The organism is Neobacillus rhizophilus, assembly GCF_018343535.1.
In the GTDB taxonomy this organism is placed as follows: domain Bacteria; phylum Bacillota; class Bacilli; order Bacillales; family Cytobacillaceae; genus Neobacillus; species Neobacillus rhizophilus.
In genome coordinates this window covers 642,148-655,202 of sequence record NZ_JAGYPF010000002.1, presented here as the reverse complement: position 1 = coordinate 655,202, position 13,055 = coordinate 642,148, and the positions used below count along the sequence as shown (strand labels likewise).

Here is a 13,055-nt window from a genome sequence, read left to right as displayed (position 1 = left end):
TCTCCTTCCAAATGTGTCTGTTTCCAGTCCGATCCTTTTATGCATTTGGAGACACTTTCTCAACAGCTTGTTTATATTTCTCATACCACTTTTTCCATTCTTCCATCCGTTCGATCGTTTCGCCTTCCATTAGGGCCTTAATCACATCAAGGCATACATGCCAGCCTGCAAGGTCCTTCGGGGTATGGGGCGTGATTTTTTCAATCTTTTCTATTAAAAACAGCTTGCAGCCGGGGGCTTCAGTGGAAAGTTCGAATCGCACCGCCATGTCGCTTCCCCAAGTAAATTCCAATACGGATTGATCTTTGAGGTCCGTGATGGCCATCTTCTCAAAGTTTCCGTCGCCCATATCGAACTTCATAAACCCGCCTTCACGAAGCTCACCAACTCGAAGCTCGTTAAACCACTTTGCTAATTTTTCGTTGTCCGTTAACCAGGACCATACCTCCTCAACGGAGTGATTAAATTGCCGCTCGAATCGTGCGATGTAGCCATTTTCTGATTTTCCTATGACTGCTAGCATCGGTTTCTGCCTCCCGTAAAAAAATATTGTTATCTCCATTATAGGAGAAACAAGGTTTATTTAAAAATATGAACTCTATTTTTACAGTTTTCTCATCTTTGGGGACTTCACCAGTAAAATTAGGACTCTATTTTTACCGTTCTCTTATTTTTTGTTGCCTCACGGGTAATATAGGACGTCTATTTTTACCATTCTCTCATTTTCGGAAACCTCACGGGTAAAATAAGGCTTCTATTTTTACCGACCTCTCATTTTCGAGGACCTCACGGGTAAAATATGGCCTCTATTTTTACCGTCTCCTCTAATTTTGGAACCCCACGGGTAAAATATGGCTTCTATTTTTACCGTCCCCTCATTTTTGCAACCACATGGGTAAAATAGGGCCCCTATTTTTACCGACCACCTAAGGTTTTGAACCTCACAGGCAAAATAAAGGGCGATTTTTCAAAAGGAAACAAAAAATAAGACTTGCCAAAACGGCAAGCCTCTAAACATATGACCTCAAATAGAGAATCAGGTCCCTTCTTCTTTTCTGTAGCCACGCGGTGTGTTGCACTGTGGACAGGCAGCGTTGCTGGAGTCGAATGGGCTCCCGCAGTTTCGGCAAAAGACGACTCCTGCACCGGCAGCAGCGGCAGGCTTTGACTGCCCGCCAGCTGGCATCTCTTTTTGCACCGTGGCCTCTACTGCGGCGGCTTGCCCCACATCCAGCTTCGCCGCCTCCTTTTTAAACCTCTTTAAAACCCCAATGACTACTATCAACGTAATAATATTCACAACCAATCCGGCGGCCGCGATGATCAAAACGAGAAGTGATGTATCTTTAAGCATGATTACGTCTTCCTCCTCTCATTACTTTTCAATAGTCTCGGTTCCATAAGTTTTCCTCTTCCGAACAAGGACTAGCGCCGTAATTACAGCTGCCAGGCTGCCGACACCGCCAATGGATCCCATAAACAAGGTCTTATTGTTATACCAGCGGACAATCGGGTTGGTGGAAACAAGAATGCCATTGACCTTTTTACTTAGCTCGTTCCCGGCTGCATCCACCGCAATAATCTTCACATTTTGCTTGGAGTTTAAGCTTTGGATGTCAAACGTATAGTTTTCACCTTCCGCCTCATGCTCCACTTTTTTACCGTTTAAATAGATCTCGGCACCCTTGAGAACAAGGTTGTCCTTCACCGAAACCGTTACCTTTTTAACATCAACAGGATACTGCTCCCCACTCTCAATGTCGATCGGCACAATCACCGGAGCGGTCTTGTCGATACCAAAGGAGATTTCAGCCTGCTTCTTCTCATCGATATTCTCATTGATGTTACCTGCTGCATCTTCGGAATAAAGCGCAACGGTATATTTGCCATCGCCGGTAAATAGCGATTTTTTCACCACATACTTGTACTGGCTCCACTGCCCGGCGCCGCCGGTTTCAGTGACGGTATAATCCTTACCCTCCGCCAAATCAGAAGGCGTACCGTTCTTCGTCATTTTGACTTGAATCGTATCAGCTTTCAGGCTGTCGACGTTCGTTTCGGTCACGATGACGTCCGTTTCCTTCTGCACATATTTTCCCTCAATCGCCTTCAACGCATCATCGAACACATAAACCGAACCAAAGCGGTTCACAGAGAAACGAATCGTTTTAGAGGTTTCATTTCCGGCAAAGTCCACAAGCGTCGCCGTTAACGTATAAAGGTCATCGATTTCCTTTTTCTTCTCGAAATTTTTAAACGTAAACACTTGGCCGTTCGGTGCATCGGCATAGCTGCCATCGAGCGCCGCCGGGCCGTGATTCGCTCCGGTTAGCTTAATGCTTACAGCCTTTTGATTAAAATTCGTATCGGAATAAGTGATCACCGGAATTACGTCGCCGTTATTGGCCGACTGGTCCTTAACGCCGGTAATTGTCAGTTCAGGCGCCGTTTGGTCAACGATGAACTCCTCCGCCTTATAATCGGCAGCAATATTCCCAGCCTTGTCGGTAAAATCAATATCAAAGCTGTACTTGCCATCCACTGCATATTGGATGGTTGCCGTGTGGATATCGCCTTTTGAGCTCCAGCCACTTACCTTCGGGAAGGCCGCTGCCGCACTATTGTCACTGGCGGTGCCTGTTACCTTAACACGGCCGGCATCAAAGTTATGCTCATTAATCGAAATCGTGGTCGTCCGGCTGGCCCGATAATAGTTGCCATTGGCCGCTGAATTGTTACTATAAGAAACCTTCACAACAGGAATGGTTTTATCAATCGTAAACTTTTGCTGCGCTACGGCTGGTGCAGCATTTCCGGCATTATCCTTATACTTGATATCAAAGGTATAATCGCCATCCGCGCTGAACTTGACGGTTGCTGTGTGTGTTGTCTTATCCGGGTCCGATGAATTGGCAGCAGTACTCCAGCCCACCAACGAAGGCACAGCCCCATCTGTATTGGTAATCAAATGTTCGACATCTTTTGGATTGAAGTTCCGCTCCGTCACCACAACGGTTGCCGTCCGGTCTGCTTTGTAAAAATCAGGGTAATCCTGATCCGCCGAATTGTTGTCATAAGTCACTTTGATCTGCGGCGCCGTCTTGTCGATGCTGAACGTCAGCTCTTTTTCCGATGTGTTACCAGCCCGGTCCGTCACCTTGGCCTTGACCACAATGGCGTTGCTATTGTTGCTGACCGTTATTGTTTTTGTCATCTCGGTAACAAGGTTTTTATCTGTCTTCGCTACCTGCCAGCCGTCTGGATTGCTGCCATCTGCAAACGAACCGTTATTATTAAGTTGCAGGCGTCCGCCTTGGTTGTTCGCCGTATCATAAGGCGCTACAACCGACCATTCCACCTGGCTCAAGCCTGAATACGTATCCGTCACTGTCAGCTTGACATTCACGTTATTCGCGTAAAGCTCGAGACCCTGATTGTCGCGGTAGCTCGTATCGACTTTTTCCAATGCAATATGTGATTCTTTGGCGTGCTTCGCCTCATCCTCAATGACCGTGCCATCCGGTGTGGCAAAAGCACTTGTATTATTGACATGGTCCGTCGCTTTAGCAAAAATCTGTCCCTTAAACGCTGCCGGAACGTTGAAACTAAATTCGCCTGTTGTTGGAACAGCCGCAATGCTGTTGACCTCTGTTGGCGCGATTCCCTGTAGTGAACCATCCGCAAGCACCGCATAGAATTTGCCGTTCTCGTAATCTTGCAGATAAAGTACCATTGATTTGACTTCGCTTGTCGCTTCAAAGCCAATCACTGGATCCTCCGCTTTCACCGTCACCCGAATCGGCTTTTTGAAAAAGAAGCCATATTCCGTAAGCTCGACCGCATCCGTCAGGCTTTCGGTTGCATCCTCCTGACGGTCATCCGTTGAAAAATGAAAATCGGTAATCATCGGACTTGTTTCGTCGATGAAAATCGTTTTTTCAACCTGAGCGGCATTTCCTGCGTTATCAACTGTTTCAACGGCAATATGGTAGGAACCGTCTTCGTTTCTGGTAATCCGGGAATCACCGGTATCCGTCGCCGCCAAATCCGGGCGGTGCTGGACCATCGGCTCTTCATGGTAAAAATACTCATCAATAGGCTGGTCGTTCACGTTGATCTTAACCGTATTGACACCGGAATCGGCATCCTGCACATCGACGTCGTACGTGACTTCGCCGTTGTAAAACTCTTTTGTATCATCAGCCACATAGGATGAAACGCCTTCTTTGGCTGTAACGTTGATAGCGGCAGCGGGGGCCGTTTTTTCAATCATGACAACACCGCTGTCTTTGGCTTTAATGTTCGAATTGCTTGAGTTTATCAAATATGGCGTCTGGTTCTCGTTATTCACATTGTCCGTGACTTCGACTTGGAACGTTCCTTTGAAACGGTCCACATCCAGAGTGTAGCTGGCTTCAGCGGTTAGGCCTAGTTTTTCAAAGCTTTCCCGGGTTAAGGTTGGAGCCTCTTCGCCCGCGTTCTCTGGAACAGCCTTCAACTTCAGATCCTTGATTCCGGAAGCGTCATCCTTGACCTTTACTGTCACTTCTAATTTTTTATTAAAAAATGTTCCGAAGCTGAGGTAGTTTAACACCTTGGCAATCGTGCTGTCGTTGATGACAGCAAAAGTGACAGCCTCGCCGTCAGCAAGCACCGGTGCGTGTTCATCAATAAAAATTTTCTTCGGCGCTGCATCAGTTTTATTGCCGGCATTATCTTTTACCGTAACGGAAAAATCGTATAAGCGATTTTCTTGATTAAGCGTACTTGTATCAATCGCTTCAATCGCCGGACTAACTTGCTTTTCTTGCGAGAAATCATATTCTTTATATTTCTTGTCATTTAAATTAATAGTCACCGTATTAACGCCGGATTCCAGGTCCTCGGCTTTGATGTTTAATTTTGCATCACCGCTGTAAAACTCAATATTATCAACCACATACGGATTTTTTTCTGAAGCAACCGTTAATTCCGCGGTCGGCGCATTCCTATCAATCATGAAGTGTCCGTTGCCTTCCGGGTCGACATTCGTATCGTTGACATCATAGTTTTGTTTGTTGTTGACATTGTCGGTCACCTCGACGGAAAACGTCCCTTCGAAACTTTCATCATCGAGGAGGAACACTGCCTCGGCTGTCCGGATATCTTTACTGAAGGTTTCTGAAACCAATGGAACCTTCTTTTTATTAGTTGAATTCACTGATTTCGCATACAAAGTAATCGCCTTAACCCCGGATTCCCCATCCTTGGCATCAACGGTCACCTGAATTCCTTTGTTAAAAAACATTCCAAACGTAAGGATGTTTAAAACCTGGGACCATGTGTCGTCGTTGATTTGTTTGACTTTCACAGCTTTACCGTCAGCGAGTGTCGGGTTCGTCTGGTCGATGTTAATGTTGATTAATTTTTCGGCCGATTGATTACCTGCCTGGTCAACTGCCCAAATCTTGTATTGGCCTTTTTCGACTGGACCGAAAGAGTAGCGGTTGGTTTTGGCATCGAATGTTGCTTCAACAGCTGCATCGACTGGGTCACCCACTTTGCTGTATAAAACTGTTTTTATAAGAGTAGAGTAGGCGACGCCGTCGAAGTTTTCAGTTCCATTTTCAATTTCACCGGAAACGGTCACGGTATCGCTGAACCATTGCACGCTATTAATGGTAGTTTTGTTTTTTCCATCCAAAGCTGGCTCTTTTATGGCTGGACCTTGTTTGTCAAATACTAGCAATATATCGCCAGGCAAGTTAACCGTTTGCTCGCTCTTTTTCGTGCCTGCAATCTTCACCTTCATGTCTTTAATCGAAGTGGATTTATTGAAGGTGTACTCCGTTTGCCACTTTTTGCTGGAGCTCGCGGAGGTTTGCAGATTGATAAGGTTGTAGCTTCCAATTGGTGCAACCTTCACCACAGCATCCTTTGAATAGACGCGGATTTCTTTGCCGCCTTCTTTATATGAGTCGATTAATGAGCCGGAAGTTAGTGTAATCGAAACGTACTGCGACCAAGTCCCGTCTAGAGTCGGGACTTTCTCGTATGTCACTTCGATTAATTTTGGCTCGATAATATTTTTTACAGTGTAAGAATAAGTTCCGTCCTCGTTTTCTTTAAAATTCTCATCAGCCGCGAGATTCACAGGTGTTCCGTTTATGGTGATCGAGGCCACCCGGTAGTCCGCATTCGGTGTCATGGTTGCAGTCGCTTCCCCGTTATAACCGACGGTGGGTATATCAAGCTTCACATCACCGTTTCCTCCGTTGACACTGGCCGTTACAGCGTAGGTATTGATGGCAAACTGAACCTGTACATTGTGGTTGGCTGTTACATTTGTGAAAGTATACTTATAGCTATCTGGCTCTATTAGCGTCACAGCGGTTGCCAGGTCGAGATTGGTGCCATCCAAGTAGATGCTTTCGACATGAAAACCGGTTAACGGTGTCACCGTGAAAAAGGATTCATTGCCGTGCTGGATGTTGACCGTTCCGCCTTGAGAGTTAATAGTTTGATTATTTTCGTCTTTTACAGTACCTTCATTTGATTTGTAGTTAAAAGCGATTGTGTATGTTTTTAAAACAAATACGACTTCAATCGTTGTGTCGGCAGAAATCGAAGGAATAGTGCTTGTGTAATTTCCCTTGTCAGTTACACTCTGCAGAACCCCAGCAATTTTTACGGACTGAATTTCGTAATTGGGCTCTGGTGTTATTTCAATGGCAACATTTGTCCCTGTCTGCACCTGAACGGGGTCTGTGTAATTTGCATCATTGATTTTTATCGTGCCGCCGGCAGTTGCCTTAACTGAGACTTGATAGGTTGCTGTTTCAGGAGGGTCCGTTGGTGTTCCAGTCTCGGTTGTTCCTCCCTGTTCAATTGATTCAACAGGTATGGTCGGGTCCTGGCTTGTTGTTTGTGTTTGCTCCCCAGACTCCGTTGTTGCCCCGCCAGTTGCTGCAGTTTGATCAGTTCCAGTGTCTGCGGTGTCTGTTGTTGTTTCTGCAAACACCGGCATGATGGCGCTGGCTGGTATGTTATAGGCAACCAGCAAAATGGCAAGGATAACCGCCAGAATGCGGGTCGCCCTTGATTTCCTCTTTGTAAACACTTTTTCTCCTCCCCTTGAAAAAATACTATTTAATTAAAATACCTATTAGTTACCATTCCGATGTTTTTTGGCCTGGTTCAGGCACCAATAGCCCTTATTGGTTACCAAATCGTTCATTTTTTGACGGGTTCGGGCTCCAATGGCCCTTATTGGTTACCATTTCGTTCAGTTTTTAGAAGTTTCGGGCTCCAATAGCCCTTATTGGTTACCATTCCGTTCATTTTTTGGAAGTTTTGGGCTCCAATAGCCCTTATTGGTTACCATTCCGTTCAGTTTTTGACGGTTTCGGGCTCCAATAGCCCTTATTGATTACCATTTCGTTCAGTTTTTGACGATTTCGGGCTCCAATAGCCCTTATTGGTTACCATTCCGTTCAGTTTTTAGAAGTTTCGGGCTCCAATGGCCCTTATTGGTTACCATTTCGTTCAGTTTTTAGAAGTTTCGGGCTCCAATGGCCCTTATTGGTTACCATTTCGTTCATTTTTTAGAAGTTTCGGGCTCCAATCGCCCTAATCGCCTACCCTAAATCACTTCATCCGTATGGGTAATCTTGATATCTCTAATTATCTTAAATTCTATCTCTGAAATTGGGGTATCTTCTTTATCATCCAATTCGACAACAGGATTTAGCACGGTTGTTTCATTTGATTCTATTAAAACCTCAGTGCCGCCATCCAAGACTTCGGTCCCCAAATTCAAAACCTCAGTTCCTGGATCCAGCACCTCAGTGCCAGGCTCAAATGTCTCCACACCTTCATACAGCACCTCCGTACTGCTGTCTAGAAGGACCTCAGTTTCATTTGAAAGGACCGCTGTCCCTTCAGATAGATGTTTATCTGCCTGGAAAAGCACCTCTGTCGCATCATTTGCCAACACTTCTGTTGCATCAGAGGGGCCATTCCCGAAAAATCGGTCTACTTTTCCTGTAAAACCTGTGTTTATAGTATTAAACTCATCCCCAGTGCTTACCGTATTCCCTCTATCGTTCCCAGTACTACTTGTAAATCCAGGGCTAATAGTGTCAACCACGTTCCCTGTGTTCACAACAGAATATGCCGCATTCCCCATATTCCCTGTTCTTCCAACAGTATCCCCCGGCCTTGCCGTACCTCCAGCTGTATTCCCAGTCCTACCAGTGCTTCCAGTTTTCCCGGTATTCCCAGTCCGCCCCGTCCACAGCCTTCGAACCCCGACCGGCTCCGTCAAAGACCCGCGATCAAGGTTAAAGGCATCCGGCTGGTGGCGCTTGCTGCCCGTCATCTTGTTTCGTTCGCGAATTTCCTCAATCTGGCGGGCGGCTGTCCGTCCCGACAAATCGCCGATGATGGCCAGAATGTTCATTTTGAAAAATAAAAACACGGCCACTATTAACAATACGGCGGCGAGGGAATATCCGGCGATGGAAATGATCTGCCATGCTGCTGCTCCCATGCTCGTCACCCCCTATTCCTTCCGAAAGGCGTTATCAACGGCTTTTTCAGTTAGGGCAAAACGCCCGATAACATCCTTTTTAATCGTTTCCGTCTTCTCGGCGGTAACCTCGACATCCTCCGTACTCCGCTTGACAGCATCAGTAACCGCACGAAGGTCGCTTTCCTTTACGCCATCCAATTTAAACTTCCGGGCATAGGTTTCAATCGAATACATCGTCAATTTATAGAGTTCTAGTTTAACAATTTCACTCTCTTCAGGGCTTTTATCGACCATTTTAATCAGCCCCTTGATGTTTTCCCAATAGGGCTTGTATTTACCTTTGTCGGATGCCTCCTCGATGTGGAGGGTGATATTCTGATTAAACCGGCCGATATCGCGGTAAATGACCGCCATCTCGTAATAATCGCTTTTTTCCGAGCCGTACTGGACAGCATCCTCGAACCACTGGATGGAGCTTTTCATTCTCGTAATCTGGTTATCACTATTTTCACTTTTTCCATAATCGTAGTAATACCAATACATTTTCCCGACTTCAAAAGCGAGGTCCGGATAGTCCGGATTGTCGCGAAATTCGATGAGGTGGGCGTTGATTTTTTTCTTAAACTGCTCTTCCTCCGGGACCGTAAAGGCGGCATCCCCTTTGAAGGCATTCAACAACCCTAGGTAGGCCTTTGTTTCAACCGGCTTAATATCGATTGCTTTTAAAAAATAATCAATCTTCGCCTGATCGGTCGAGGCTTTTTCCGCCATCTGAATCGTTTTGTTGTAATCGGCATTATTTGTTTGGATGTTCATCACCTGGCCAAGAACGCCAATGCCCAGACTCAACACAGCAGCCCCCGCCACCGCATAAAAGCCGCGCAGCTTCTTTTTTTGCTTGGCACGATAAAGGTCGTCCGCCTCTTCATAATGGTTCAGCGCATACATCAGCTCAGCACAAGATTGATAGCGGTCATCTGGATTCAACTGGGTGCATTTTTCAATAATCCGTTCCAAACCGCCCGACAACGAAGGGTTCCACTGCCGGATTGGATAGAGCTCATAAGGGGGCTCAGTCGGATTGTGCCCGGTCACGAGATGATAGAGTGTCACGCCCAGACAGTAAACATCGGTCCTTGGGTCGGTCTGGCCCTTCCCGCCGAACTGTTCCGGGGCGGCGTAGCCCTTCGTTCCCAGGCTGACGGTATCGGCAAGATTCTGCTCTTTGTATTCGCGGGCAATCCCAAAGTCAATCAGCTTCAGATTGCCGTCCGGCTTTAGCATCACGTTCGCTGGCTTCATATCCCGATAAATAATCGGCGGACTGCAGGTATGTAAGTAATCAAGCACCTCACAAAGCTGTTTCGCCCATTCAATCACAAGGTCCTGCGGCTGGGCACCGTATTCTTCCAGAATCTTGCTGAGCGGTTCGCCTTCGATGTAGTCCATGATGACAAAAATAACTTTTCCATTGTCGATGATATCAACAATCCGCGGCAGGGCCGGGTGGTCAAGCCGCTTGATCATGTTCGCTTCGGCGATGGCACTCTGGATGATGACCTCGTTGTTCTTGTCTCTTCCTCTTTTTTCAATCTCTTTGACGGCCCACTGCTTGTTCAGGCGTTTGTCCATCGCCAGGTAGACCTTGGACATCCCGCCTTGGCCAATCAACTTCAGTATTTCATATTTTCCGTCGATAACGGAGCCAATTGCTGCCACGTGTAATCCCCATCCCTACTGAATTTTTACAAGCAGCACAGTGATATTGTCTGTTTCCTGTCTTTGCTTATTAAGTTCCACTAAGTGGATTGCGTTTTGTTTCATAGTCGCTTCATCCACCAATACCTGTGGGGCAAATGCTTCAAAAATCTCCTGGTCGCTGAGCATGTGGCGAAACCCGTCGGAACAAAGCATATAGACTTCGCCGGGAGTTGCGCGGCCATGGATAAATTCCGGCTCAACCAGCCTTGATGCCCCAATACATTGCAGGAGGACATTCCGTCGCGGGTCGGTTTTCGCCTGCTCTGGTGTGATCGTGCCCCGCTTGAGGTCTCTGGCGACCACCGTCTGGTCCTCTGTCAGGATTTCAAGCTGCCTCTCCCTAATTCGATAGACGCGTGAGTCGCCGACATGGCCAATCAGCATGAACGTGGTATCGATGAGAAGCAGCGCGGTAATCGTCGTGCCAAGCTGTATTCTCACACTTCGCCCGTATTCGGAAATCCGTTGGTTTTGCTCTTTAATGATCCGATCCCAGCGGTACTGGATCTCATCCCAATCCTTTCGGGCAAGCTGGGCAGGAAGGTCAGTCTCAAACCACTCTGAAAAAGCACGAACCACACTGGCGCTGGCCACTTCCCCCTTGGAAAGCCCGCCCATCCCATCGCATATGACAGCTAAAACGACCTTTCCAATCGATGTTTCGGCAACCTTTATAAGCAGGCTGTCCTGATTCGTCGGTTTCTTAATCCCCGTATCTGTAACTGCCGTGCATAACACTTCCATTGTCTAACCTCCTTGCCTAAATAATCGGTGCCATTCCTGCGGACATTTCCCCTGCTTTTTACACCAGTTTTTGTCCGTAGAGAGAAACAGCCTATATATAAAACGTAAAGTCCTCATTTGCCAGGCGGAGCTTGGTACCCGAAAAGATTTCAATTTCCTTCATAACCGGAATCACCCGGCCGTCTACGTACGTTTTGTTGGTCGAGTTGTTGTCGATGATATAGTAGCGGCCGCCCCTGGTGATAATATCGGCATGGCTGCGGCTGATGGCGTTATTGTTGGAAACGAAATAATCGCAATAGCTCCGCTCCTTGCCAATCCGAAATGCGGGTTTGTCTACGCTGATTTCCTCCTGCGTCTTCTCCCTGACCAAGTAAGGGAAGCGGGGTTCTTCATACACATCAGCCTCAAGTACAGTTGTCCCGCCAACATCCTCAACACCCAAAACCGTCGTTCCACTGAAATGTTCCGTTTCAGACGGCCCCGCCGCAAAAGGCTCTTTTGTTTCCGCCGCAGCCTCAAGCCTGCCTGCCTGCCCCCCCAAGGCAGTCCCGCACGCCGAGCAAAATTTGGCATCTTCCATACTACCGGCCCCACAGCTCGGACATGCCTTTAATTTTTTTGAAAAATCATATTGATTGCCGAATGGATTATAGGCAATGCTTGAGGGGCGACCTTTTTCGCTGGCCGCGTTCCCGGTCTTCCCGGCTCCGGCCCCATACCCGATCCTCCCGGATTCCCGCGGGCCATCGCCAACACTGCCCGTCGAACCGGACGGCAGATACCCCTTGTTGTCGACTGTCTTCCCCAGCAATTCAAACAATAATTTTTCAAAACCATTAATTGAAAATGGGCTATGGCTGCGGAAATATTGCAAATAGGAGGTCACATAGCCATTGTCTTCATGTTTATTAAACACAGCCCGAAAGGTAATATCGTTAAAAAAGTCAGGCACTACACTCGCGTTTTGGTTATTGACAATCGGCCAGTAAATGCATTTGACCTCTTTGGTCCGCGGGTCGAGAAAAATCGTCTCCCAATTTAGCATCAGGTTGCTGACGTTCAGCAGGTTCTTCTCACATTCCTTGGCAACCGCCGCAATTCTGGCCATCGTCCCCAAGAACATTTTCTTGCTGACAATCCCGCTGAAATAGGATTGCAGCGTCATCATCCCCTCGACATGACACCTTAGAACGAGCCCCTTTTTCGTCTTCTCGGCCGCCACCGGCAGAAGACTGCCGAAAAGTCCCGCTGCAACGCCCTTCAGTTCCCGTTCATTAATAGCCTCCGGGTCGATCAGCTTATTTACGACCAAATATTTATTTGCCTGCTGTTCAACGGTTGTTTTTCCCATAACTATCTCCTGTTTCAAAATACTAAACTTATAAAAGACTCACAGCCGGTTCGCTTTATTGACGGCCTTCGCCTGCGCATCCTTATACTCTTTTGCGGCAAAACGCAAAAAATCGGCGTACTGTTCGAGCGCCTTGGTCATATTCTTCGAGGTGGAATCATGGTCATCCACCCGGTTCCACTGCTGCTGAAATTTCGTCGCGTCCTTGCCCTGCCAGGACGAAGCAAGCAGAGTGACCTCTCTCCCGGCTGAGGACATGTTTTTATTGTGCCTGGAAACGTAGGTATCAATGGCATCGGCGGCCGCTTCAAACTGACTGTGGTTCACCTTTATATGGTAGCTCACACGATTTTCCTCCTTATAAAAACAGTTTGGAAAGTGACGTATTTGTTTTTTCTGTTTGAGTGTAGCCAGGGTCGACAGTTTGCTGCAAAAAGGCCACATAATTTTGCAACACTTCATAACGCGGTTCATGAAAAGCGTTTCTGATTTCGTGGAAAGCGCTCATTGCTCTGGATGCCGCAGCTCCGTCCCATGCATTGTTTAATACCCTCATCGCAGATTCCACTGACGAGAAATCATCTCTGATTACACTATTATAGTTGGCAATATTTTTGGCAGCCGAAGACACCCGGGCCGTATCGACTTTAATAAAATCAGACATTATTAAAACCCCTTCCTTTT

9 protein-coding genes are annotated in these 13,055 nt (G+C 47.0%); all 9 read right to left on the bottom strand.

Going from position 1 to position 13,055, the window contains the following annotated elements; genetic code table 11:
- Positions 1-37 precede the first annotated feature (37 nt).
- Positions 38-523 carry an SRPBCC family protein gene (locus KHA99_RS11005; RefSeq protein WP_213117492.1) on the bottom strand — a complete coding sequence of 162 codons (486 nt, stop codon included), beginning with the start codon at positions 521-523 and terminating at the stop codon, positions 38-40.
- A 513-nt stretch (positions 524-1,036) separates the two neighbouring features.
- Positions 1,037-1,354 (bottom strand): hypothetical protein, encoded by a 318-nt coding sequence (locus tag KHA99_RS11000; protein WP_213117491.1) that lies wholly within the window; start codon positions 1,352-1,354, stop codon positions 1,037-1,039.
- 21 nt (positions 1,355-1,375) lie between these two features.
- Entirely contained in the window at positions 1,376-7,099 is a 5,724-nt protein-coding gene (locus tag KHA99_RS10995; RefSeq protein WP_213117490.1) for an Ig-like domain repeat protein, read from the bottom strand.
- 522 nt (positions 7,100-7,621) lie between these two features.
- Complete coding sequence (locus KHA99_RS10990; protein WP_213117489.1) at positions 7,622-8,530, bottom strand: hypothetical protein; 909 nt, start codon at positions 8,528-8,530, stop codon at positions 7,622-7,624.
- A 12-nt stretch (positions 8,531-8,542) separates the two neighbouring features.
- Positions 8,543-10,231 carry a serine/threonine protein kinase gene (locus KHA99_RS10985; protein WP_213117488.1) on the bottom strand — a complete coding sequence of 563 codons (1,689 nt, stop codon included), beginning with the start codon at positions 10,229-10,231 and terminating at the stop codon, positions 8,543-8,545.
- A gap of 15 nt (positions 10,232-10,246) precedes the next feature.
- A complete protein-coding gene (locus KHA99_RS10980; protein ID WP_213117487.1) occupies positions 10,247-11,017 on the bottom strand; it encodes a PP2C family protein-serine/threonine phosphatase in 771 nt (256 codons plus the stop codon).
- A 91-nt stretch (positions 11,018-11,108) separates the two neighbouring features.
- Positions 11,109-12,371 carry an FHA domain-containing protein gene (locus tag KHA99_RS10975; RefSeq protein ID WP_213117486.1) on the bottom strand — a complete coding sequence of 421 codons (1,263 nt, stop codon included), beginning with the start codon at positions 12,369-12,371 and terminating at the stop codon, positions 11,109-11,111.
- A 39-nt stretch (positions 12,372-12,410) separates the two neighbouring features.
- The gene (locus tag KHA99_RS10970) at positions 12,411-12,716 is read right to left on the bottom strand and encodes a WXG100 family type VII secretion target (RefSeq protein ID WP_213117485.1); all 306 of its coding nucleotides are present in this window, start codon (positions 12,714-12,716) and stop codon (positions 12,411-12,413) included.
- A 13-nt stretch (positions 12,717-12,729) separates the two neighbouring features.
- Positions 12,730-13,035 (bottom strand): WXG100 family type VII secretion target, encoded by a 306-nt coding sequence (locus KHA99_RS10965; protein WP_213117484.1) that lies wholly within the window; start codon positions 13,033-13,035, stop codon positions 12,730-12,732.
- Between the last annotated feature and the right edge of the window lie 20 nt (positions 13,036-13,055).

Bases quoted from the DNA above. Each gene is read 5' to 3' on its own strand.
- KHA99_RS10975 (WP_213117486.1), bottom strand. From the start codon at position 12,371: ATGGGAAAAACAACCGTTGAACAGCAGGCAAATAAATATTTGGTCGTA.
- KHA99_RS11005 (WP_213117492.1), bottom strand. From the start codon at position 523: ATGCTAGCAGTCATAGGAAAATCAGAAAATGGCTACATCGCACGATTC.
- KHA99_RS10990 (WP_213117489.1), bottom strand. From the start codon at position 8,530: ATGGGAGCAGCAGCATGGCAGATCATTTCCATCGCCGGATATTCCCTC.
- KHA99_RS10965 (WP_213117484.1), bottom strand. From the start codon at position 13,035: ATGTCTGATTTTATTAAAGTCGATACGGCCCGGGTGTCTTCGGCTGCC.
- KHA99_RS11000 (WP_213117491.1), bottom strand. From the start codon at position 1,354: ATGCTTAAAGATACATCACTTCTCGTTTTGATCATCGCGGCCGCCGGA.
- KHA99_RS10980 (WP_213117487.1), bottom strand. From the start codon at position 11,017: ATGGAAGTGTTATGCACGGCAGTTACAGATACGGGGATTAAGAAACCG.